This is a genomic window from Methylopila turkensis (genome assembly GCF_027922325.1).
GTDB lineage: Bacteria > Pseudomonadota > Alphaproteobacteria > Rhizobiales > Methylopilaceae > Methylopila > Methylopila turkensis.
The window spans coordinates 135822-157380 of the sequence record NZ_BSFL01000001.1; the positions used below are offsets into that span (position 1 = coordinate 135822).

Genomic DNA, 21559 nt, shown 5'->3' on the forward strand with positions numbered 1-21559 from the left:
GCCTTATTCGGCGGGCGCAGGCGCCGCCCCATGCGGGGCCGCCGCCGGCTTCGGCGCGCGCGAGAGCGACCGGCACACGACGTAGAACACGGGAGTGAAGATCAGCCCGAAGATCGTGACGCCGATCATGCCGTAGAACACCGAGGTCCCGAGCGACTGCCGCATCTCGGCGCCGGCGCCGGTCGCGAGCGCCAGCGGCAGCACGCCGAGGATGAAGGCGAGCGACGTCATCAGGATCGGCCGGAGGCGGGTCTTGGCGGCGGCGATCGCGGCCTTGGCGCGGCTCTGGCCGGCCTCCTCGTTCTGCTTGGCGAACTCGACGATCAGGATGGCGTTCTTCGCCGCGAGCCCGATCAGCACCACGAATCCCGCCTGCGCCAGAATGTCGACCGGCATGCCGCGGATGTTGAGCCCCGTCACCGCCGCGAGCAGGCACATCGGCACGATCAGAACGATCGCGAGCGGCAGCGTCCAGCTCTCGTACTGGGCGGCGAGCAGCAGGAACACCAGCGCCACGGAGGCGAGGAAGATCAGCATCCCGGAGTTGCCGGCGAGCTTCTCCTGCAGCGACAGCTCGGTCCACTGAAAGCTGAAGCCCGGCGGCAGCGTCGCCGCCGCGACCCGCTCCATGGTCGCCATGGCGTCGCCGGACGAAAAGCCCGGCGCGGCGGAGCCCTGGATCTCGGCCGCCTGGTAGAGGTTGTAGCGCGGCACGCGGTAGGCGCCGGTCATCTCGCTGAACGAGGCGACGGAGCTCAACGGCACCATCTCGCCGCTGTCGCTGCGGGTGCGGTAGCGGCCGATGGCCTCCACGTCCTGCCGGAAGGAACTGTCGGCCTGCGCGGCCACGCGGTAGGTGCGGCCGAGCAGGTTGAAGTCGTTGACATAGGCGGAGCCGAGATAAACCTCGAGCGCCTCGAACACGCGGTCGGCGGGCACGCCGATCATCTCGGACTTCACGCGGTCGATGTCGGCGAAGATCTTCGGCGTTCCGGTGTCGAAGGGCGTGAAGACACGCGACAGCGAGGGCTCGCGGTTGGCGGCGGCGACGACGTCGTTCGCGACCTTCGCGATCTCCTCCGCGGACGCGCCCATCTGGCTCGTCACCATCAGCTTGAAGCCGCCGGTCGAGCCGATGCCGCGCACCGAAGGCGGCAGCACGGTCACGATCTGCGCGTCCTGGATGCCGGCGAGCGCGGCGTTCACCCTCGCCTGCATCGTCCGGAGATCGAGGCCCTGCCCGCGTTCGTTGTGCGGCTTCAGAATGGTGAAGACGCGCCCGACATTCGACGCGTTGACGCCGGTGGCGCCGTCGATGCCGCTGCTCGACACCGCGACCTGCACGCCCTCGATCGCCTTCAGCCGCTCGGCGATCTGGACCACCGTGGCGTCCGTCCGTTCGAGCGACGAACCGGGCGGCAGCTTGACGATGGTGACGAGCTGGGACTGGTCCTGTTCCGGGATAAACCCGGTCGGGGCGCGCATGAGCTGCCAGCCGGCGAGGCCGACGAAGCCGACATAGACCACGAGCGCGAGGGTGGAGATGCGCAGGAGCCGGGCGGTGAGCCGGCCGTAGCGCTCCGACATCCAGTCGAAGCCGCGGTTGAACCATCCGAAGAACCAGTGGAGCGCGCGCGTTCCCCAGAAGCGCGGCCGGGCCTGGGTCCCGTGCGTGTGGGGCTTCAGCAGCACCGCGCACAAGGCGGGACTGAGCGTCAGCGAGACGAACACCGAGATCAGCGTCGCGACCGAGATGGTGATGGCGAACTGCTCGAAGAACCGGCCAGGAATGCCGGGCAGGAACGCCGCCGGCGCGAACACCGCCATCAGGATGAGGCCGATCGCGATCAGAGCGACGCCGACCTCGTCCATGGTGACGTGGGCCGCCTCCTTGGGCGTCATCCCCTTCTCGAGGTTTCGCTCGACGTTCTCGACCACGATGATGGCGTCGTCGACCACGATGCCGATCGCGAGCACGAGCCCGAGCAGCGAGATGGTGTTCAGCGAGTAGCCGAAGGCCGCGAGCGCGGCGAAGGTCCCGACCAGCGACACCGGGATCGCGGCGATCGGCACGATCGCGGCGCGCCAGCGCTGAAGGAACAGGATCACCACCAGCGCCACGAGGATCACGGCCTCGATGATGGTGGTGTAGACGGCGTAGACGGAGGCCGAAACGAAGCGCGTCGGGTCGAAGTTGATCTGGTACTCGACGCCGGAGGGAAAGTTCTTCGCCAGCTCCGTCATGGTGGCGCGCACCTCGTCCGCCGTGGCGAGCGCGTTGCCGCCGGGCAGCTGGAACACGCCGATGCCGACGCCGGGCGACTCGTTGATGTAGGTGCGGTCGGTCACCGTCTGGCTCGCGACCTCGACCCGGGCGACGTCGCGGACGCGCGTGACCCTGCCGTCCTCGCTCTTGATGACGATGTTCGCGAACTGCTCCGGCTGCGTCAGCCGGCCAAGCGCCTCGACGTTGAGCTGGTAGGCGCGCGACGTCGCGGTCGGCGGCTGGTTCACGACGCCCGCCGAGATCTGCACGTTCTGGGACCTGAGCGCAGCCACGATCTCGCCGGCCGTGAGGTTGCGCGCCGCCGCCTTGTCGGGGTCGAGCCAGACCACCATCGACAGGTCCTGCGCGCCGAGCATGCGCACGTCGCCGACGCCCTCGATGCGCGCCAGCACGTCGCGGATCGTCAGGTTCACGTAGTTCGAGATGTAGAGCTGGTCGCGGCTGTTGTCGGGCGAGCGCATATGCACCGCGAGCAACAGGTCCGGCGAGGATTTTCGGACCGTCAGCCCCTGGCGGCTCACCGATTCCGGCAGCCGCGGCAGCGCAAGCGACAGCCGATTCTGGACGAGCACCTGCGCCTTGTCGAGGTCGGTGCCGAGCTGGAACGTGATCGTGGTGGTGAGCTGCCCGTCGCCGGTCGCCTGGCTGGACATGTAGAGCATGTCCTCGACGCCGTTGATCTGCTGCTCGATCGGCGTCGCAACCGTGTCGCTGACCACCTGCGCCGAGGCGCCGGGATAATTCGCGCGGATCACGACCGTCGGCGGCACGATCTCCGGATACTGGGACAGCGGCAGCGAGAAGAAGCTCGCCGCGCCCAGCATGGTGATCAGGATCGAGATCACCGCAGCGAAGATCGGCCGGTCGATGCAGAAATGAGCGAGCCGCATGGGACGGTCCTCGAATGTTTGAGCGCCTGCGCGGCGCCGGCGTCAGCTCTGCGGCGCGGCGGCGGCTTCGATCGCCGCGGGCTGCGGGCGCACCGGCGCGCCGACGCGCGCCTGCATCAGCCCGTTGACGATCACGCGGTCGTCCCTGTTCAGGCCCGAACGCACGATCATCAGGCCGCCGGGCTGGACCGGCCCAGGCCGGACCTTACGCTGGCGGACCACGTTTCCGCCGTCGACCACGCGCACGACCTTCTCGATCTGATCGGAGAGGATCGCGGACTCGGGCACCAGCAGCGCGTCGTAGGGCTCGCCCCGGGGCACGCGGATGCGGCCGAACTGGCCGGGGGTCAGCGCGGCGTCGGCGTTGTCGAAGGTCGCCCGGGCGCGGATGGTGCCGGAACCGGCCTGAAGGCGGTTGTCAAGGAAGTCGAGCACGCCTTCGCGTGGCCAGCCCCCCTCGCCGTCGCGCCGCGCCTGCACTTTGACGCCCTGCGCGGCGCGCGCGGTCCCGCCGACCTGCTGCTGTCGGGCGAGCAGATCGCCTTCCGAGATGTCGAACACGAAATAGAGCTGGTCCTCGGCGAGGACGGTCGTCAGCACGGTCGAGGCGCCGTCGCCGACGACGAGGTTGCCGATGTCGACGCGGCGGTTCGAGGCGCGGCCGCGCACCGGCGAACGCACCTCGGTGAACTCGAGGTCGAGCCGCGCGCGCGCGACCGCCGCCTCGGCGGTCTTCAGCGCGGCGTCGGCGGCCTGGCGCTGCTGGATGCGCTGCTCGTGGGTCGCGACCGCGATGTTGGAGCTCTTCACCAGCTCCTGGCTGCGCTTGGCGTCGGCCTCTGCGAAGGCGAGCTGCGCCCTCGCGCCGGCGAGCTGCGCTTCGGCCTGGGCGAGCGCGGTCTGGTAGGGCCGCTTGTCGATGACGAACAGAAGCTGGCCGGCCTCGACGACCTGACCGTCTCTGAAATTGATCTCGGTGAGGTAGCCGGACACGCGCGGGCGCACCTCGACGGTCGCCGTCGGCTCGAACCGGCCGGTGAACTCGTCATAGTCCGTGACCTGCCGCACGAGCGGGCTTGCGACCGTCACGGCGGGCGGCGGCGGCGCGGCGGTCTGCGCGGTCGATGGCGTGACCCGACCCCATGCGTAGAAGCCGGCCCCTGCGGCGATCGCGAGGACGCATGTGAGGCCGATGACGCGGACGACCCGCATGTTGTGCTCTCCGAACCGACATGGCGTTTGCTGCGACGCAACGAAGATAGAGCGCCGGCCGCCGACGAGGCATCACGATGTCGTCGGCGGCCGGTTGAGCGCAAGAGGATCCGCGTCTTGCGGGGGACGCTGCTGAAGACGCAGGCCCTCTCGGCGCTACAGGCGGGGACGCGGCGCGAGGGGAACCCCGCGCCCCCGCCGATCCGCCCGCGGCCCGCCCCGGGGGGAAGGCCGCGCGGGGGCGAGGCGGATCATCCCTCGTTGTCGTTGCCGGTCCACTCGACCGAAGCGCGGTAGGCGTCGTCGGACGGCTGGCGGGACGGCTCGTCGTAGGTCCGCTCGAGCGAGACGGGCATGCGCTCGCCGTAGCGGGCGTCGAGGTCGCGCTGCTGGGACGTGACGGCGGCGGGCCGATCCGCGCCACGCTCGTCGGCCTGGACGGCCGCGGTGGCGAGAAGCGTCGCGGCGATGGCGGTCATGATGGTCTTCATCGGAGTTCTCCCGTGACTTGCGTCAGGAACCTCATGGAGACGCTCAGTTCGTCTCCGGCGATGAGGACGTTCTACCGGCCGTCTGTCGCAGAGTTCTGCCGGTCGACAGGCGTTTTGGTCGCGAGATGTCGCGGTTCGTGAGAACGTTACATTCCGATACATTTTTCTCCGCCGCGCGATCGGCGGCGTCGGTATGATGAGGTTGTCATAGAGAGCTGAAGACGAATGGACTGCCAGCCACACATCGCCGTGGTCGACGACCATCGCGACATTCGCGACCTGGTCGGGAAGTACCTCGCGAAACATGGATTTCGCGTCAGTCAGGCCGAGAGCGCGTCCGCGTTCCGCCGGCTGATGGAGAAGAACGGCCTGGACCTCGTGGTGCTCGACGTGATGATGCCGGGCGAGGACGGGCTGTCGCTGTGCCGCGAGCTGCGCTCGACCACGGACCTCCCGGTCATCCTGCTGACCGCCATGGCGGAGGAGACCGACCGCATCGTCGGCCTCGAGATCGGCGCCGACGACTATCTGACCAAGCCGTTCAACCCGCGCGAACTGCTGGCCCGGATCAAGGCCGTGCTCCGTCGGGTGCAGAGCCTGCCGCCACAGCGCGCCACGCCGAAGGCGCGGGAGATCCGCTTCGACCGCTGGCAGCTGCATGTCGGCCGCCGCGAGCTCGTGGACGACAACGGCCTCGCCGTCCCGCTCAGCACCGCGGAGTTTCGGCTGCTGTCGGTGTTCCTCGACCATTCGGGCCTCGTGCTCAGCCGCGACCAGCTGCTCGACCTGACCGTCGGGCGCGCGGCGGACCCGTTCGACCGCAGCATCGACAACCAGGTCAGCCGCCTGCGGAAGAAGATCGAGACCGACCCGAAATCGCCGTCGCTGATCAAGACGCACTGGGGCGGCGGCTACAGCTTCGTCGCGGAGGTGCAGGCGCCATGACGCGGCTCTGGACCCGAAGCCTGACGATCCAGTTCATCGGCCTGATGCTGCTCGCCCTCGCCGTGTCGCAGGGCCTCGGCGCGGTCCTGTTCCTCGGCGAGCGCAGCGAGGCGCTCCACAAGGCGGCGAAGGCCGAGTTCTTGAGCCGCTGCGCCTCGATCGCCCAGGTGGTGGAGAGCACGCCGCCAAACCTCCGCGACGACATCCTGAAGGCGAGCGGCACCACCTATTCGCGCTTCTGGTACACCCCCGACGCTCCCGGCGACGCGGTCGCCTGGCGCGGCGAGGCCTTCGCCCAGCTCGGCCGGCCGCTCCCGAGCTTCGCCAGTCTCGGAAGCCCCGCGAAGCTTTCGTCCGGGAGCAGCTTCACGCCCTCCACCGAACCGCCGCCGGAATCGAGCTGGCGCGATCTGCCGCCCCAGGCCTGGCCGCTGTCCCGGCCGGCCAAGTTCCAGTACATCAACAGTTCCAACGGCATGGGCCTCGCCGTCCGGCTCAAGGACGGCGGCTGGCTGAACACGGCGCTCGCCAAGCCCGCGCCCGCCGGCTTCTGGACCACGCAGTCCATGGTTTCGATGGGGCTCGCGGCCGTCCTGCTCTGCGGCATCGCCGCCTTCATCGCGCGCGGCATCACCCGGCCGATGCGCCAGATGGCGCTCGCCTCCGAGGCGGTCGGCCGCGGCGAGCAGCGCACCCTGCCCGAGACCGGCCCCGACGACATCCGCCGGACGGCGGAGGCGTTCAACCTGATGCAGGCGAGGCTGCAGCGCTTCATCGGCGACCGCACGCGCATGCTGGCCGCGATCGGCCATGACCTGCGCACGCCGATCACCTCGCTCCGGCTGCGGGCCGAATTCGTGCAGGACGAGGAGACCCGCGAAAAAATGCTCGCGACGATCGACGAGCTGCGCGCCATGACCGAGGCCGGACTGGCCTTCGCGCGCGAGGAGTCGGTGGTCGAGGAGACGCGCGCCGTCGACGTAAGGTCGCTGGTCGAGAGCATGTGCGACGACCTCGCCGAGATCGGCCATGACGTCAGCTTCCTGGAGGGTTCGCGCGTCAAGCTGCGCTGTCGCCCGGACTCGCTGCGCCGCGCCGCGCGCAACCTTGTGGAGAACGCGGTGCGCTATGGCGGCCGCGCGCGGGTCAGCGTCGTCCAGACGCCGCAGACGGTCGAGATCGTGGTCGACGACGACGGTCCGGGCATTCCGGCCGAGGCGATGGAGAAGGTGTTCGCGCCGTTCTTCCGGCTCGAGGAATCCCGCAACCGCGAGACCGGCGGCATGGGTCTCGGGCTCGCGATCTCGCGCACGATCGTCCGCCGCCACGGCGGCGACGTCACGCTGACGAACCGGAGCGGCGGCCTGCGCGCCGTCATCACGCTGCCGGCCGTCGAGGCCGCCGCCGAGGCCGAGGCGCGGTCGCGCCGACGGCTGTTCCGCGCGCCCGCCCTGCCCTACGGCCCGCCCAAGCCGACGACCTCGGCGTAGGCGCCGTCGAGCGCAAGTTCGAGAGCCGCGACCGTGGGCAGGGCGTCGAACACGCCTGGAGCGGCCGCGGTGAGCGCGCCGTTCGCGGCCGCGCGGCGCATGGCCTCGGGCCAGTCGCGGCCTTCCGCCAGCGCGACGGCGAGCGCGGCGCCGAAGGCGTCGCCGCAGCCGAGCGTGTCGACCGCGCGCACAGGGAAGGCCGGCTCCACATGCGCCGGCCCGTCCGCCCGATGCACGGTCGCGCCCTCCCCGCCCCGGGTGACGACGAGCGCCTCCAGCCCCAGATCGAACAGCCGGCGCGCGAGGCCCGCGGCGCCGTCCGCGCCCGGCGCGGCCGTCTCGCCGAGGGACTCCGCGAGCTCCTCCGCCTCGACCGCGTTGACGCACAGGATCGAGGTCGCGGCGAGCACGCCGTCGCTCAGCGGGCGAAAGGGCGACGGGTTCAGCAGCGTCGGACGTCCGGTCGCGCGGGCGATCGCGAAGGCTTCGGCGATCGGTCCGTCGGCGATCTCGAACTGGGCGAGGCACAGATCGGCCGCGCCGATCGCGTTCTCCAGCGGCCGCACGTCCTCCGCGCCGAGCGCCTCGTTCGCGCCGGGCGCGACCGCGAGGCAGTTCTCGCCGTTCGCGGCGATGAAGCCGACGCCGCCGCCGGTCGGGGCGGATTTCCGCCGCAACATGGCGAGATCCAGTCCTGCGCGACGAAAGGCCGGCTCGGCGAGGTCCCCCAACAGGTCGGCGCCGACCGCGAACAGACCGTCGACCTCGGCGCCGAGCCGGTGGGCGGCGAGCGCGAGATTGAACCCCTTGCCGCCGGGCTCCATCAGGAACGCGCCGGCGCGCAGGGATTCGCCCGGCAGGGGCAGTTCCTCGACCGTCACCGTGCAGGCGGCGACGAAGCTGCCCAGCACGAAAATCCTGGGCCGGCCCCTGGCCGGCGAACCCGCAATCGCATCCATCGTCCCGCCCCCGCGGCGCGGACGATAGACCACCCATCGGGCGCGGCCAATCGCGCGAGGACAGGCGGCGGCGGTTCAGACCGCCGCCTCGCCGATCATTCCGGCCCGGCCGGCTCGGCGTCGCGGGCGCCCTGGAGGAAGCCCTCGTCCCAGAGCCTGTGCTCTTCGCTTCCGGCTTCGTAGGGATTGTCGTTCAGCGAGCCGCCATTGGCCGCGGCGATGAGGCCTTGTTCAAACGGGTCGATATCCATCGGGCGTCTCCCTCTTGCTTTGAGGGACGAAGCTAGGGCGCGGGCCGCCGAAAGCGCGCGCCTCGTTCAGATCATCGGCAGGTGACGCGGCTTCGGGCCACGCGGGAACGCCGCGTCGATGCGCGCGAGCTGCCCGTCGGTGAGTTCGAGATCGCCCGCGGCGGCGTTGTCGAGCGCGTGCGCCTTCCGCGCGGCCTTCGGGATCGCGATGACCGAGGGGCGACGCGTCAGCGCCGCGAGCGCCGCTTGGCGCGGTGACGCGCCGGCCTCAGCGGCGACCTCCGCGAGCACGGCGCCGGACCTCGAGCGCGGATCGGGAAAGGCGCCGCTGCCGAACGGGCTGTAGGCCACGACCGTCACGTCATGCGCCTCGCACCAGGGAAGGACGGCGTGCTCGATCGCCCGCTCCTCGAGGTGGTAGAGCACCTGATTGCAGGCGATCGCGCCCGCGTCGGCGATTCCGAGCGCCTCCTCCAGATCGTCGACGTCGAAGTTGCTGACGCCCCAGGACACGATCTTGCCCTGCCGCTTCAGGGTCTCGAACGCGTCGATGGTGTCCTCGAGCGGGGTCGCGCCGCGCCAGTGCAGGAGATAGCAGTCGAGGCGGTCGGTCTTCAGCCGCCGCAGGCTGCGCTCGCAGGCTTCGAGCACCCGCGCCTTGGCCGCGTTCTGCGGCAGGACCTTCGACACCAGAAAGACCTCGTCGCGCCGGCCGGCGATGGCTTCGGCCGCAAGCGGCTCGGCTTCGCCGTACATCTCCGCCGTGTCAACATGGGTCATGCCGGCGTCGAGGCCCGCGCGCAGCGCCTCGAGCACCATCGCCCGCGCGTCGTCGTCCAGCCGCCATGTGCCCTGCCCGATGACCGGGACCGGACGTCGGTCGGGGCCGAATGTGGAGTGGCGCATGGGAACCTCCTGCCTGGCCGCAGCCTTCGCGGCGCGTCGGCCAAGCTTACCCGTCGCGCGAGGTTTGCGCGCTTGCGACGAAGCGACGGACGCGGCCGCAATCACATCATCCTTTCGGCCCGTATCGACGCCATGCCCGCCAATAATGGCCGTTAAGGTCCGTTAACAGGTCTTGAAGAAAACAGATTCGTCGGCCAGGAAAGCGATAGAAGCTGCAGATCAGGAAATTCAGGCCGGCGTTCGGCGCCGCATCGGAGCTGTCAGGTGATCAGGATGTCCTTACGACCCCGCTCGATCGCTATCGCCGTCTTGGCGGCAGCTTTGTCCGCGCCAACCTTCGCCAGCGCGCAGCTTGTCAACCCCACGCAGCGCGCCCAAGCCGCTCCGACCGCGCCGCGGCAGGCGCAACCGGCGCAGCGCCCGGCGGCGACCCAGCCGAGGCGACAGGCGGCCCCACGCGTGGCGGCGACCGCGGCGGCCCCGGCGCCCGCCGCCTCCCCCGGCCAGACATCAAATTGGTGGCGCACCGCCGCTGATCAGGCGCTGTCGCGAAACCGGACCGCGCAGCCTGCGCCGGCGCAGAACGCGCGGCGCGTTGTCGCTGCGCAAACCGCCCCCGCCGAGCGCCGAAGCCTCCGGCGCTCCTCCGCCCGGCGCGCGGCCGCGTCCCGCCGGGAGGTAGCGCGCGCCGCGCCGCTGCCGCCGGAGCGCAGCGGCCTCGCGATCGCGGTCAGCGCGGCCGGCGCGGCCGCCGGTCCCGGCGCCGAGGTCGTCGAGGCGCTTGGCGACGACGCCAGGCTGATCGACGCGCCGCTCGGCGGCGGGACGGCCGACCTCGCCGTGTCTCCGAGCCTCGACGGCGCGGCCGAACCGGACGTCCAGCGCGTGGCGCGCCTGTTCGACGCCGTCGTCGTGATCGTCGCCCGCCACGACGTGGCCGGGGCGGGCGACCTCGCCGGCAAGCCGATCGAGATCGGCGCTGCGGAGGACGACGCCGCCGTCGCGCGCAAGGCGCTGGCGCTGCTGCGGCTCGAAGCGGACGAGCGCCGTTCGGGCCGCGAGGAGGCGCTTGACGCCGTCTCCCGCGGCGAGGCCGCCGGCGCAGTACTGATCGCGGTCAAGGGCGACGCCGACCTCGGCGCCTTGATCGCCGCCCATGGCGACCTGCATGTCGTCTCGGTCGCGCCGGACGTCGATCCCGACCGTTCGCGCCGGCTCACGCCCGCGGACCTGCCCTCGGCGCCGCTGGCCGCGGACGCGCGCGCCCTCAAGGCGGAGATCTCGCTGTTCGCCAAACGCGGCGCGGACCTCGACAAGGAGGCCGCCGAGGCCGTCCAGACTCTCTACGCGCGCATTCCTGACATGCTCGCGGGCGGCGCCGGGCCGTGGTGGCGCGATGTGCCGCTGGCGGCGGAGATCAGCGAAGCGGCGCTGTGGACGCCGGTCCGTCCCGACCTCGCCTCCGCCGAGCGTGGCCATCTGGCTGAAGGCCTCGAGCGCGCCGGCGCCGAACGCGCCCGCGAGGTCGCCGCGCGACCGGGCGCTCGGCGCTGGATCGTGGCTCCTTAAGCGCGGTTCAGCCGACGTCGACGAAACCGGCGAGCGGCCCGAGGCCGCCGCCCTCCACCAGCGCGCTTACCCGCGACCGGCCCAGCGCCGCGAGCTCGCCGGGCAACCGGCCGAGCTCCTGGGCGTAGGCGACGAGCGTCAGCCGCCGCGTCAGGCGCGGGCCCGGCAGGGCGGCGTAGGTCAACGCTCCCGCCGGCGGCGCGGCCTCCGCCACGCAGAGGGGCGTCACGATCGCGAAGCGCCCGCCTTCCGCGACCGCCGCGGCCACGCCCTGCGGCGTGTCGAACGACAGCCGCCGCGGCAGGTCCAGTCCGATGCGCCGGAGATGGCGTTCGATCTCGACGCCGGTCGAGGACCGCGCGCTGAACCGCACGAGATCGTGCGTCTCCGCGAGCCGCGCGAGATCGGCGAGATCGGACACCGCCGGCGCGTCCGCCGGCAGCATCAGCACATGCGTTTCCGCGACGATCGGCCAGCGTTCGAGCCCGGCGACGTCGCCGAGATCGTCCACGCCGATCATGACGTCGAGGTTGCGCGACAGCAGCGCGCTGGCGTGCGCGGCCGTCAGGCCCGACAGGATCGCGACCTCGTCGGCCCGCGCCGCGATCGCGTCGGCGAGCGCGGGCCCGAGCGTCCGCGACAGCGAGTCGACGAGCCCGAGCCGCACCAGCGGAAACCGCGCCCGCCCCGCCTCCCGCAGCATCGGCGCGATCTGGCGCGCTTCGGAGACCAGCGCCGAGGCGCGCTGGCGCAGCAGCACGCCCGCAGGCGTCGGCGCGATCGGCCGGATCGCCCGGTCGAACAGCCCGGCGCCGACGCGGGCTTCGAGCTCCGCCACCGCGAGCGACACCGCCGGCTGCGTCAGCCCGAGCCGCCGCGCCGCCGCCGCCATCGAGCCGGCGTCGCAGACCGCGAGGAAGATCGTGAGCTGGCGGAGATCGAAGGGAAGGTCGTCGGCGCGGGGCTGCATCGCGGGGCTCGCACTATAAGTCCGATTTATATCTCATAGCGCCTTTCCGTTCGCCATACTCCGGCGTGTCCTTGCTTCGCGATCACCCAGGCGCGCTCATGTCGACCGACCGGTACTCGATCTTTTCCGTGCTGCGCGAGGCGCTTCGCGGCCACACCGGCTGGAAGCCGGCCTGGCGCGAGCCCGAGCCGAAGGCGGAGTACGACATCGTCATCGTCGGCGGCGGCGGCCACGGGCTCGCGACCGCGCACTACCTCGCCAGGGTCCACGGCATCACCAACGTCGCCGTGGTGGAGAAGGGCTGGATCGGCGGCGGCAACGTCGGCCGCAACACCACGATCGTGCGTTCAAACTACCTGCTGCCGGGCAACACGCCGTTCTACGAACACTCGATGAAGCTCTGGGAGGAGCTGGAGCAGGACCTGAACTACAACGCCATGGTGAGCCAGCGCGGCGTGGTCAACCTGTTCCATTCCGACGGCCAGCGCGACGCCTACGCCCGCCGCGGCAACGCTATGCGCCTGCACGGCGTCGACGCGGAGTTGCTCGACGTGCCCGAGCTCAAGCGCATCCTGCCGATGCTCGACTTCGACAACGCGCGCTTTCCCATCAAGGGCGCCCTGCGCCAGCGCCGCGGCGGCACGGTGCGGCACGACGCGGTCGCCTGGGGCTACGCCCGCGCCGCCGACGGCCGCGGCGTCGACATCATCCAGAACTGCGAAGTCACCGGCTTCCGGATCGAGGCCGGCCGCATTCTTGGCGTCGAGACCACCCGCGGCTTCATCGGCGCGAAGAAGGTCGGCCTCGCCTGCGCCGGCAACTCGTCGCGGGTCGCCGCCATGGCGGGCCTCAGACTGCCGATCGAGAGCCACGCGCTGCAGGCCTTCGTGTCGGAGGGGATCAAGCCCTTCATCGACACCGTCTGCACATTCGGCGCCGGCCACTTCTACATCTCGCAGTCCGACAAGGGCGGCCTCGTCTTCGGCGGCGACATCGACGGCTACAACTCCTACGCCCAGCGCGGGAACTTGCCGACGATCGAGGACGTGGCGGAGGGCGGCATGGCGCTGATGCCCGCGATCGGCCGCGTCAAGCTTTTGCGGCACTGGGGCGGGATCATGGACATGTCGATGGACGGCTCGCCGATCATCGACCGCACGCCGGTCGCGGGCCTCTACCTCAACGCCGGCTGGTGCTACGGCGGCTTCAAGGCGACGCCGGCGTCGGGCTGGTGCTTCGCCCACCTGCTCGCGACCGACGCGCCGCACGAGGTCGCGGCCGCCTACCGGCTCGACCGCTTCGCCACCGGCCGCCTGATCGACGAAAAGGGCGTCGGCGCCCAGCCGAACCTGCACTGAGGCTCGACCCATGCGCATTCCCTGCCCCTATTGCGGCGTCCGCGGCCTGGACGAGTTCGCCTATCTCGGCGACGCCACGTTGATCCGTCCCGACCCGGCCGCTCCCGGCGCGGAGGCCGCGTTCCACGACTACGTCTACCTCCGCGACAACCCGGCCGGCTTGCACCGCGAGCTGTGGCAGCACGCCAGCGGCTGCCAGTCCTGGCTGGTGGTGACCCGCGACACCCGCACCCACGCCATCGGCCGCGTCGAAGTAGCCCGCGACGTGGCGGCGGCGCGTGGCTCCGGAGCCGAATGATGTCCCAGCCGAACCGCCTCGCCTCCGGCGGCCTGATCGACCGGACGCGCCCGCTCGCCTTCACCTTCGACGGCCGGACCTATTCCGGCCACCCCGGCGACACCCTCGCCTCGGCGCTGCTCGCGAACGGCGTCACGCTCGTCGGCCGCTCGTTCAAGTACCACCGCCCCCGCGGCGTGCTGACGGCGGGCTCCGAGGAGCCGAACGCGCTCGTGGAGCTCCGGACCGGCGCGCGGCGGGAGCCGAACGTGAAGGCGACGGTGGCCGAGCTCTACGCCGGGCTCGAAGCCAGCAGCCAGAACCGCTTTCCGTCGCTCGCCTTCGACCTGCTGGCGGTGAACCAGCTCGCCTCGCCGGTGTTCGTGGCGGGCTTCTACTACAAGACCTTCATGTGGCCGGCGAAGCTGTGGGAGAAGCTCTACGAGCCTCTCATCCGCCGCGCCGCGGGTCTCGGCCGCGCGGCGGAGGCCGCCGATCCCGATCCTTACGAGAAGACCACCGCCCATTGCGACGTGCTGGTGATCGGCGGCGGCCCGGCCGGCCTCGCTGCGGCGCTCGCCGCCGGCCGCACGGGCGCGCGGGTGATCCTCGCCGACGAGGACTTCGCGCTCGGCGGACGGCTGATCGCCGAGCGGCGCGAGCTCGGCGGCCAAAGCGCGGCGCGCTGGGCCGACGAAGCCGAGGCGGAGCTCGCGAACCTGCCCGAGGTGACCGTGCTTCGGCGCACCTCCGTGCTCGGGGCCTATGACGGCGGCGTCTACGGCGCGGTCGAGCGGGTCTCCGACCACCTGCGCGAGCCGGCGCCGCATCAGCCGCGCCAGCGCTTCTGGCGCATCGTCGCGAAGCGCGCCGTGCTCGCCGCCGGCGCGCTGGAGCGGCCGATCGCCTTCGGCGGCAACGACACGCCGGGCGTGATGTTCGCGGGCGCCGTCCGCGCCTATCTCAACCGCTACGGCGTCGCGCCGGGCCGGCGCGCGGTGGTCTACGCCAACAACGACGACGCCGCCCGCACCGTGGCGGACCTGAACGCCGCCGGCTGCGAGCTCGTGGCCGTGGTCGACGCGCGGGGCGACAGCCCCGCGCTGCATGCGGCGGCGCGGACCGCCGGGGCGCTCCTCGTCTTCGGCGGCGCGGTGGCGCGCGCCTATGGCGGCCAGAGCGTCAAGGGCTGCGAGATCGTCGACGCCCGCGGCGGAAGCTTCAACGTCGCCTGCGATCTCGTCGCGGTTTCGGGCGGCTGGAACCCCACGATCCACCTCACCACCCATCTCGGCGGACGGCCGCAGTGGCGGGACGACCTCGCCGCCTTCGCGCCGGGCGGGACGCCTCCGGGCATGACGGTCGTCGGCGCGGCGGCAGGCGCCTTCGGCCTGGGCGAGGCGCTCGCCGCCGGGGCCCAAGCCGGCGCGGAGGCCGCGAACGACTGCGGCTTCTCGGGCGGGACCTTCGATCCGCCGCGCGCCGACGACGATTCCGGCGAGACCCGGGGGCTCGGGCCCTGGCGCGTTCCGGCGAAGCGCGGCAAGGCGTTCGTCGACTTCCAGAACGACGTCACGGTCAAGGACGTCGAGCTCGCGGCCCGCGAAGGCTTCCGCTCGGTCGAACACCTGAAGCGCTACACCACGCTCGGCATGGCGACCGACCAGGGCAAGACCGCGAACGTCCTCGGCCTCGCGCTGATGGCGGAGATCACCGGCAGGTCGATCCCCGCGACGGGCCTGACGCTGACGCGGCCGCCGTTCACGCCGGTCGCACTCGGGGCGCTCGGCGGCGCGCACCGGGCTAAGGAGTTCAAGCCGACCCGCCTGCCGCCCTCGCATTTCTGGGCCGAGGAGCAGGGCGCCGTGTTCGTCGAGACCGGGCTCTGGATGCGCGCGGCCTATTTCCCGCGGGCCGGCGAGACCGACTGGCTCGAGACGACCATCCGGGAGGTGGAGACCGTCCGCACCAAGGTCGGCGTCTATGACGCCTCGACGCTCGGCAAGATCGACGTGCAGGGGGCGGACGCCGGCGCGTTCCTCGACCATGTGTATATCAACACCTTCTCCACGATGCCGATCGGCAAGGCGCGCTACGGGCTGATGCTGCGCGAGGACGGGATCGCGATGGACGACGGCACCGTCGCCCGTCTCGGCGAGACGCATTACTACGTCACCACCTCGACGGCGCACGCCGCGAGCGTGATGCGGCATCTCGAATATTGCCGGCAGTGGCTGTTCCCGCATCTCGACGTCCACCTGTCGTCGATCACCGACCAGTGGGCGAAATACGCGATCGCGGGGCCGCGCTCGCGCGACGTGGTGGCGGCGCTGGCGGACGACGGCTTCGACGTTTCCGACGCCGGCCTGCCCTATCTCGGCGTCAAGGAGCTGACCGTGTGCGGCGGGACCAGGGCCCGGCTGTTCCGGCTCTCCTTCTCCGGCGAGATGGCGTTCGAGCTCGCGGTCCCCGCCCGCTACGGCGACGCGCTGATCCGGGCGATCATGGCGGCGGGCGAGCCCTTCGGCATCTGCCCCTACGGCGCGGAGGCGCTGTCGGTCATGCGCATCGAGAAGGGCCACGCCGCGGCGGCTGAACTCAACGGCCAGACCACGGCGGCCGATCTCGGCCTCGGCGGCATGATGTCGAAGAAGAAGGACTGCATCGGCAAGGTGCTGAGCCAGCGCGAGGGCCTCGCCGATCCGGCGCGGCCGCGGCTCGTCGGCTTCAAGCCGGTCGACCGTTCCCAGCGGCTCCGCGGCGGCGCGCACTTCGTCCCACGCGGCGCGGCCGTCACCGCCGCCAACGACGAGGGCTACATGACCTCCGTCGCCTATTCCCCCTCGAACGGCTGCTGGGTCGGCCTCGGTTTCCTCGCGCGCGGCCAGGAGCGGATCGGCGAGATCGTCCGCGCCGTCGACCCGGTGCGCGACGGCGACGTCGAGGTCGAGGTGGTCGCTCCCGTCTTCGTCGATCCGGAAGGAGTCCGCGTCCGTGGCTGAGCCCCTCGTCGCCCGTTCGGCGCTCCGGCCGCACGTAGCTCCTCACGCCTCCGCCGCCGGAGCGCACGGCGTCACGCTGCGGGAGGTCGAGAACCTGACCCTCGCCTCCGTCGCGGCCCTGAGGGGGCGCGAGGCGGAGCTCGTCCAGGCGGTCCGCGCCGCCTACGGCCTCGATCTCCCGACCGGACCGGCGCGGGTGGCTTCGGGCAAGGTCGCCTTCGTCGGCGCAGGACCCGGCAAATGGCTGGCCGTGTCGTCCGCTCCGACCGAATTCTCCACGCTGCCGGCGGCGGTCGCTGACCAGTCGGACGGCCGAACGGTGCTGCGCGTCTCCGGCCCGAAGGCGCGGGAGACGCTCGCCACGCTGATCCAGCTCGACCTGCATCCGAGGACGTTCGGGCCCGGCGACGCCGCCATGACCCACGCCGCCTCGATCGCGGTCCACCTCTGGCAGGTCGACGACGCGCCGACCTACGAGATCGCGACGTTCCGCACCTTCGCAGCCACGCTTTGGCGCTGGATCGTCGAGGCGGGGCAGGCCCGCGGGCTCGACGCCCGAGCGGAGGACTGAGCGCGCAGGCTCAGCCCGCGATCTTCAGCCCGACGACGCCGGCCAGGATCAGCCCGATGCAGCCGATCCGCGCCGCCGTCGCGGGCTCGCCGAACACCGCCATGCCGAAGATGGTCGTGCCCACCACGCCGATTCCGGTCCACGCCGCATAGCCGATCCCGATCGGCAGCGTCCTCAGCGCCAGCCCGAGCAGCGTGAGGCTGCAGGCGATGGAGATCACAGTGACGACGGTCGGGACGAGCTTCGTGAAGCCTTCGGAATACTTCAGCCCCGTCGCCCAGACGATCTCCATGAGGCCCGCCGCCAGCAGGTAGACCCACCCCATCACGCTACTCCTCATGCTCAGAACCGCCCTCCCGCGCGCGGAGGTTGCGGCGTCGGCGCGCTTGTGGAAGCCAGGCGCCTTTCGCTAGCCTTGCGGAAAGTTTCCTGAGAGGAAAGCGCCATGGTTCGCAAGTCCACATCCGCGGCGGCGGCGGTTCCCGCGGAGGAGGCCGCGCCGGGCGCGGAGGACGCCTACGTCACGGGCTCCGGCGCGCCGGCGGCGATGGAGCGCCGCACGCTGGAGCAGGCGATCGGCCTGCAGATCCGGCACCACCGCAAGCTGATGGGGCTGACGGTCGCGGAGCTCGCCGCGGCGGCGAGCGTCTCCACCGGCATGCTGTCGAAGATCGAGAACGGCCAGATCTCGCCGTCGCTCGGCACGCTCCAGACGCTGGCCTCGGCGCTCAACATGCCGATAAGCCTGCTGTTTTCGGAGTTCGAGGAGCGGCGGGACTGCTCTTACGTGCCAGCGGGCCAGGGCGTCGTAATCCAGCGGCGCGGCACCAAGGTCGGCCACCAGTACGAGCTGCTGGGCCACATGCTGGGCGGGGCGATCGCCTGCGAGCCCTATCTGATCACCCTGACCGAGGACGCCGCGCCCTACACCGCCTTCCAGCACGAAGGCACGGAGCTGATCTACATGCTGAGCGGCGAGGTGATCTACGCCCACGCCGGCAACAGCTACCACCTCAAGCCCGGCGATTCGCTGCTGTTCGACTCCGGCGCGCCGCACGGGCCGGAGCGGCTGCTGGTGAAGCCGATGACCTATCTGTCGGTCATCATGTACGAAAAGGACTGACGCGCCGAGGCCTTCAGCGCCACGGTCGAGTTTCCTCACAAGAATTATTTTTTCATATCGATTGACGCGCCTGCGGCGCCCGGATAGCGTCCGTTTTCGAAAGGCACGTAAGCCTCGAGCAAACGGAGCGCGCCGAAATCATGTGCGGCATCGTCGGACTTTTTCTGAAGGACAAGGCGCTTGAGCCGAAGCTCGGCGAACTGCTGAGCGGCATGCTCGAGATCATGACCGACCGCGGTCCGGACTCGGCCGGCTTCGCGGTCTACGGCGCCGGCGCGCCGGACGAGGTGAAACTGACCCTGCGCGCGCCCGAGGGCTATGATTTCGCAGGCCTCGCGGCGAAGCTCGGCGACGGCGTCGGCCTCAGCGAGCGCGCCACCCACGCCATCCTGACGCTGCCGGCCGGACGCGAGGCCGAAGTCCGCGACACGCTCGCCAAGGTCGCGCCCGACGTGACGGTCGTCGGCGCCGGGTCGCGCATGGAGCTCTACAAGGAGGTCGGCCTGCCGAGCGACGTCGCCGTCCGGTTCAAGCTCGCGGAGATGTCGGGCACCCACGGCATCGGCCACACCCGCATGGCGACCGAGAGCGCCGTGACCACCAACGGCGCGCATCCGTTCTCGACCGGCGCGGACCAGTGCCTTGTGCACAACGGCTCGCTGTCGAACCATCGCACCGTGCGCCGCAATCTCGAGCGCGCGGGCGTCGCGATCCAGACCGACAACGACAGCGAAGTCGCCGCTGGCTACCTGTCCTGGCGCATGCGCGAAGGCCGCTCGCTCGGCGAGGCGCTGGAGGACAGCCTCGGCGATCTCGACGGCTTCTACACCTTCGTGGTCGGCACCGAGTCCGGCTTCGGCGTGCTGCGCGACCCGATCGCCTGCAAGCCCGCGGTGATGGCCGAGACCGACCAGTACGTCGCCTTCGGCTCGGAGTACCGCGCGCTCGCCGGCCTGCCTGGGATCGAGAACGCCAAGGTCTGGGAGCCCGAGCCCGCCAAGGTCTATTTCTGGGATCGCGCCGCGGCCTGAGCCAAAGTCAGAACAGGGGGAAGCCGCGCATGAACGCGAGCACCAAGAGTCACAGCTTCGATCTGGCGACGGCGAGCGTCCGCGAGCTCAACGCGGCGCTGCACGCGCTGAAGGACGGGACCAACGCCTCGCTGTGGCAGGTCGCCAATCCGCGCGGCCTGCACGCCATCGCCGCTGGCCTCGACGCGCCGGTGACGGTCGAGGTCGACGGTCCCGTCGGCTACTACTGCGGCGGCATGAACAAGCAGGCGACGATCATCGTCCGCGGCGCCGCCGGCGTCGGCGTCGCCGAGAACATGATGTCGGGTCGGGTCGAGGTCGCGGGCGACGTCAGCCAGGCGGCCGGCGCCACCGCCCACGGCGGCGCGCTGATCATCGGCGGCGACGCCGGCGCGCGCTGCGGCATCTCGATGAAGGGCGTCGACATCGTCGTGAAGGGCTCGGTCGGCCACATGTCCGCCTTCATGGCGCAGGCCGGCACCCTGACCGTGTTCGGCGACGCCGGCGAGGCGCTCGGCGACTCGATCTACGAGGCCCGGCTCTACGTCCGCGGCGGCGTGAAGAGCCTCGGCGCCGACTGCGTCGAGAAGGAGATGCGCGACGAGCACCGCCAGGAGCTCTACGAGCGCTTCAAGCTCGCGGGCGTGGAGGGCGAACTCGATCCGTCCGACTTCAAGCGCTACGGCTCGGCCCGCACGCTCTACCACTTCCACGTCGACAACGCGTCCGCGTACTGAGGGGACAGACGACGATGAACGAGCACGTCAAGGCGCCAGCCGCGCCCCGCACCCTCCCCCGCGAGAGCGCGACCTTCGACGCCTACACCCTGTCGGAGATCCGCCGCGCGGCGGCGACCGGCATCTACGACATCCGTGGCGCCGGCGCGAAGCGCAAGCTGCCCCATTTCGACGACCTGCTGTTCCTCGGCGCCTCGATGTCGCGCTATCCGCTCGAGGGCTACCGCGAGCGCTGCGGCACGGACGTCGTGCTCGGCACGCGCTTCGCCAAGAAGCCGATCGAGCTGAAAATCCCGATCACCATCGCCGGCATGAGCTTCGGCTCGCTGTCGGGTCCGGCGAAGGAGGCGCTCGGCCGCGGCGCCTCGGCCATGGGCACGTCCACGACGACCGGCGACGGCGGCATGACGCAAGAGGAGCGCGGGCATTCGACCAAGCTCGTCTACCAGTACCTGCCGTCGCGCTACGGCATGAACCCGGACGACATCCGCAAGGCGGACGCGATCGAGGTGGTGGTCGGCCAGGGCGCCAAGCCCGGCGGCGGCGGCATGCTGCTTGGCCAGAAGATCAGCCCCCGCGTCGCGAAAATGCGGACGCTGCCCGAAGGCATCGACCAGCGGTCGGCCTGCCGCCATCCCGACTGGACCGGCCCGGACGACCTCGAGATCAAGATCGAGGAGCTTCGCGAGATCACCGACTGGGAGAAGCCGATCTACGTCAAGGTCGGCGCCGCCCGGCCCTATTACGACACGGCGCTTTCGGTGAAGGCCGGCGCGGACGTGGTCGTGGTGGACGGCATGCAGGGCGGCACCGCCGCCACGCAGGAGGTCTTCATCGAGAACGTCGGCATTCCGACGCTCGCGGCGGTGCGCCAGGCGGTCAAGGCGCTGCAGGACCTCGGCATGCACCGCAAGGTGCAGCTCATCGTCTCCGGCGGCATCCGCAACGGCGCGGACGTCGCCAAGGCGCTGGCGCTCGGCGCCGACGCGGTCGCGATCGGCACCGCGGCGCTGGTCGCGCTCGGCGACAACGATCCGAAGTGGGAGGCCGAGTACCAGGCCCTCGGAACGACCGCCGGCGCCTATGACGACTGGCACGAGGGCCGCGACCCCGCCGGCATCACCACCCAGGACGCGGAGCTGATGAAGCGCCTCGACCCGGAGATCGCCGGCCGCCGCCTCGCCAACTACCTCTCCGTCATGACGCTGGAGGCCCAGACCATCGCGCGCGCCTGCGGCAAGAGCCACGTCCACAATCTCGAGCCGGAGGACCTCGTCGCGCTGACGATCGAGGCGGCGGCGATGGCGAACGTGCCGCTCGCCGGCACCACCTGGATCCCCGGCCAGTCCGGAGGGTTCTGACAAAAACGAAAAGGAAGGCCCGCCGACGTCCCCCGGAGGCCTTCCTCCGGCTCTTCGGCAGGCGCCTCCTGCAGGCGGGGAACCCCGCAAGCAAAGCCGAACTGTTTCAGGTTAGACCCCAAAAGGGGC

Annotated in this window: 19 protein-coding genes; 11 read left to right on the forward strand and 8 right to left on the reverse strand. The window is 71.1% G+C overall.

What is annotated here, in order from left to right; genetic code table 11:
• Positions 1 to 3: 3 nt before the first annotated feature.
• The 3 genes from PKE78_RS00585 to PKE78_RS00595 all read right to left on the reverse strand — a co-directional run bounded on the left by PKE78_RS00585 (position 4) and on the right by PKE78_RS00595 (position 4880).
• Complete coding sequence (locus tag PKE78_RS00585; RefSeq protein ID WP_271198897.1) at positions 4 to 3177, reverse strand: efflux RND transporter permease subunit; 3174 nt, start codon at positions 3175 to 3177, stop codon at positions 4 to 6.
• Positions 3178 to 3219: 42 nt separating this feature from the next.
• Positions 3220 to 4389, reverse strand: a complete 1170-nt coding sequence (locus PKE78_RS00590) for an efflux RND transporter periplasmic adaptor subunit (protein ID WP_271198898.1) — start codon at positions 4387 to 4389, stop codon at positions 3220 to 3222.
• A gap of 251 nt (positions 4390 to 4640) precedes the next feature.
• On the reverse strand, positions 4641 to 4880 hold the full coding sequence (locus tag PKE78_RS00595; protein ID WP_271198899.1) for a hypothetical protein: 240 nt from the start codon (positions 4878 to 4880) through the stop codon (positions 4641 to 4643).
• Positions 4881 to 5105: 225 nt separating this feature from the next.
• On the opposite strand from PKE78_RS00595, the gene PKE78_RS00600 reads away from it, so the two are divergent.
• Positions 5106 to 5825 (forward strand): response regulator, encoded by a 720-nt coding sequence (locus tag PKE78_RS00600; protein WP_271198900.1) that lies wholly within the window; start codon positions 5106 to 5108, stop codon positions 5823 to 5825.
• The gene (locus PKE78_RS00605) at positions 5822 to 7315 is read left to right on the forward strand and encodes a sensor histidine kinase (protein WP_271198901.1); all 1494 of its coding nucleotides are present in this window, start codon (positions 5822 to 5824) and stop codon (positions 7313 to 7315) included. Before PKE78_RS00600 ends, PKE78_RS00605 begins: the two co-directional genes overlap by 4 nt.
• On the opposite strand, the gene PKE78_RS00610 is transcribed toward PKE78_RS00605, so the two are convergent.
• From PKE78_RS00610 to PKE78_RS00620, 3 genes are all read right to left on the reverse strand, one after another.
• On the reverse strand, positions 7282 to 8226 hold the full coding sequence (locus PKE78_RS00610; protein ID WP_271198902.1) for a PfkB family carbohydrate kinase: 945 nt from the start codon (positions 8224 to 8226) through the stop codon (positions 7282 to 7284). The two genes, PKE78_RS00605 and PKE78_RS00610, sit on opposite strands and share 34 nt — an antisense overlap.
• A gap of 143 nt (positions 8227 to 8369) precedes the next feature.
• The gene (locus PKE78_RS00615; RefSeq protein ID WP_271198903.1) at positions 8370 to 8525 is read right to left on the reverse strand and encodes a hypothetical protein; all 156 of its coding nucleotides are present in this window, start codon (positions 8523 to 8525) and stop codon (positions 8370 to 8372) included.
• Positions 8526 to 8591: 66 nt separating this feature from the next.
• Complete coding sequence (locus tag PKE78_RS00620; RefSeq protein WP_271198904.1) at positions 8592 to 9431, reverse strand: aldo/keto reductase; 840 nt, start codon at positions 9429 to 9431, stop codon at positions 8592 to 8594.
• Positions 9432 to 9890: 459 nt separating this feature from the next.
• Here PKE78_RS00620 and PKE78_RS00625 point away from each other — a divergent pair, with 459 nt between their 5' ends.
• Entirely contained in the window at positions 9891 to 11000 is a 1110-nt protein-coding gene (locus PKE78_RS00625) for a hypothetical protein (protein WP_271198905.1), read from the forward strand.
• A 7-nt stretch (positions 11001 to 11007) separates the two neighbouring features.
• Here PKE78_RS00625 and PKE78_RS00630 read toward each other — a convergent pair whose 3' ends face one another.
• Entirely contained in the window at positions 11008 to 11970 is a 963-nt protein-coding gene (locus PKE78_RS00630; RefSeq protein ID WP_271198906.1) for a LysR family transcriptional regulator, read from the reverse strand.
• Between the two features lie 98 nt (positions 11971 to 12068).
• On the opposite strand from PKE78_RS00630, the gene PKE78_RS00635 reads away from it, so the two are divergent.
• From PKE78_RS00635 to PKE78_RS00650, 4 genes are read left to right on the forward strand one after another with little or no spacing between them, the layout of a single operon-like run.
• Entirely contained in the window at positions 12069 to 13328 is a 1260-nt protein-coding gene (locus tag PKE78_RS00635) for a sarcosine oxidase subunit beta family protein (RefSeq protein ID WP_271198907.1), read from the forward strand.
• A 10-nt stretch (positions 13329 to 13338) separates the two neighbouring features.
• Positions 13339 to 13626, forward strand: coding sequence for a sarcosine oxidase subunit delta (locus PKE78_RS00640; protein WP_271198908.1), 288 nt, complete (start codon positions 13339 to 13341; stop codon positions 13624 to 13626).
• Positions 13626 to 16607, forward strand: coding sequence for a sarcosine oxidase subunit alpha family protein (locus tag PKE78_RS00645; protein ID WP_271198909.1), 2982 nt, complete (start codon positions 13626 to 13628; stop codon positions 16605 to 16607). Before PKE78_RS00640 ends, PKE78_RS00645 begins: the two co-directional genes overlap by 1 nt.
• On the forward strand, positions 16600 to 17178 hold the full coding sequence (locus PKE78_RS00650; protein WP_271198910.1) for a sarcosine oxidase subunit gamma: 579 nt from the start codon (positions 16600 to 16602) through the stop codon (positions 17176 to 17178). The genes PKE78_RS00645 and PKE78_RS00650 overlap by 8 nt, the downstream gene beginning before the upstream one ends.
• Before the next feature lie 10 nt (positions 17179 to 17188).
• Here the strand turns inward: PKE78_RS00650 and PKE78_RS00655 are convergent, their stop codons facing one another.
• Positions 17189 to 17503: a DMT family transporter gene (locus tag PKE78_RS00655; RefSeq protein WP_271198911.1), complete on the reverse strand. Its 315-nt coding sequence runs from the start codon at positions 17501 to 17503 to the stop codon at positions 17189 to 17191.
• Between the two features lie 120 nt (positions 17504 to 17623).
• Here PKE78_RS00655 and PKE78_RS00660 point away from each other — a divergent pair, with 120 nt between their 5' ends.
• The 4 genes from PKE78_RS00660 to PKE78_RS00675 all read left to right on the forward strand — a co-directional run bounded on the left by PKE78_RS00660 (position 17624) and on the right by PKE78_RS00675 (position 21430).
• Positions 17624 to 18301 (forward strand): helix-turn-helix domain-containing protein, encoded by a 678-nt coding sequence (locus PKE78_RS00660; protein ID WP_428981211.1) that lies wholly within the window; start codon positions 17624 to 17626, stop codon positions 18299 to 18301.
• A 140-nt stretch (positions 18302 to 18441) separates the two neighbouring features.
• Positions 18442 to 19332 carry a class II glutamine amidotransferase gene (locus PKE78_RS00665; RefSeq protein ID WP_271198912.1) on the forward strand — a complete coding sequence of 297 codons (891 nt, stop codon included), beginning with the start codon at positions 18442 to 18444 and terminating at the stop codon, positions 19330 to 19332.
• Between the two features lie 29 nt (positions 19333 to 19361).
• On the forward strand, positions 19362 to 20069 hold the full coding sequence (locus PKE78_RS00670; protein ID WP_271198913.1) for a protein glxC: 708 nt from the start codon (positions 19362 to 19364) through the stop codon (positions 20067 to 20069).
• A 14-nt stretch (positions 20070 to 20083) separates the two neighbouring features.
• A complete protein-coding gene (locus tag PKE78_RS00675; RefSeq protein ID WP_271198914.1) occupies positions 20084 to 21430 on the forward strand; it encodes an FMN-binding glutamate synthase family protein in 1347 nt (448 codons plus the stop codon).
• The last annotated feature ends 129 nt before the right edge of the window (positions 21431 to 21559 follow it).

Excerpts from the sequence above, each read along its gene's own strand:
- PKE78_RS00640 (WP_271198908.1), top strand. The coding sequence starts at position 13,339 with ATGCGCATTCCCTGCCCCTATTGCGGCGTCCGCGGCCTGGACGAGTTC.
- PKE78_RS00585 (WP_271198897.1), bottom strand. The coding sequence starts at position 3,177 with ATGCGGCTCGCTCATTTCTGCATCGACCGGCCGATCTTCGCTGCGGTG.
- PKE78_RS00645 (WP_271198909.1), top strand. The coding sequence starts at position 13,626 with ATGTCCCAGCCGAACCGCCTCGCCTCCGGCGGCCTGATCGACCGGACG.
- PKE78_RS00615 (WP_271198903.1), bottom strand. The coding sequence starts at position 8,525 with ATGGATATCGACCCGTTTGAACAAGGCCTCATCGCCGCGGCCAATGGC.
- PKE78_RS00630 (WP_271198906.1), bottom strand. The coding sequence starts at position 11,970 with ATGCAGCCCCGCGCCGACGACCTTCCCTTCGATCTCCGCCAGCTCACG.
- PKE78_RS00620 (WP_271198904.1), bottom strand. The coding sequence starts at position 9,431 with ATGCGCCACTCCACATTCGGCCCCGACCGACGTCCGGTCCCGGTCATC.
- PKE78_RS00660 (WP_428981211.1), top strand. The coding sequence starts at position 17,624 with ATGGTTCGCAAGTCCACATCCGCGGCGGCGGCGGTTCCCGCGGAGGAG.
- PKE78_RS00605 (WP_271198901.1), top strand. The coding sequence starts at position 5,822 with ATGACGCGGCTCTGGACCCGAAGCCTGACGATCCAGTTCATCGGCCTG.
- PKE78_RS00655 (WP_271198911.1), bottom strand. The coding sequence starts at position 17,503 with ATGGGGTGGGTCTACCTGCTGGCGGCGGGCCTCATGGAGATCGTCTGG.
- PKE78_RS00635 (WP_271198907.1), top strand. The coding sequence starts at position 12,069 with ATGTCGACCGACCGGTACTCGATCTTTTCCGTGCTGCGCGAGGCGCTT.
- PKE78_RS00595 (WP_271198899.1), bottom strand. The coding sequence starts at position 4,880 with ATGAAGACCATCATGACCGCCATCGCCGCGACGCTTCTCGCCACCGCG.
- PKE78_RS00665 (WP_271198912.1), top strand. The coding sequence starts at position 18,442 with ATGTGCGGCATCGTCGGACTTTTTCTGAAGGACAAGGCGCTTGAGCCG.
- PKE78_RS00675 (WP_271198914.1), top strand. The coding sequence starts at position 20,084 with ATGAACGAGCACGTCAAGGCGCCAGCCGCGCCCCGCACCCTCCCCCGC.
- PKE78_RS00670 (WP_271198913.1), top strand. The coding sequence starts at position 19,362 with ATGAACGCGAGCACCAAGAGTCACAGCTTCGATCTGGCGACGGCGAGC.
- PKE78_RS00590 (WP_271198898.1), bottom strand. The coding sequence starts at position 4,389 with ATGCGGGTCGTCCGCGTCATCGGCCTCACATGCGTCCTCGCGATCGCC.
- PKE78_RS00600 (WP_271198900.1), top strand. The coding sequence starts at position 5,106 with ATGGACTGCCAGCCACACATCGCCGTGGTCGACGACCATCGCGACATT.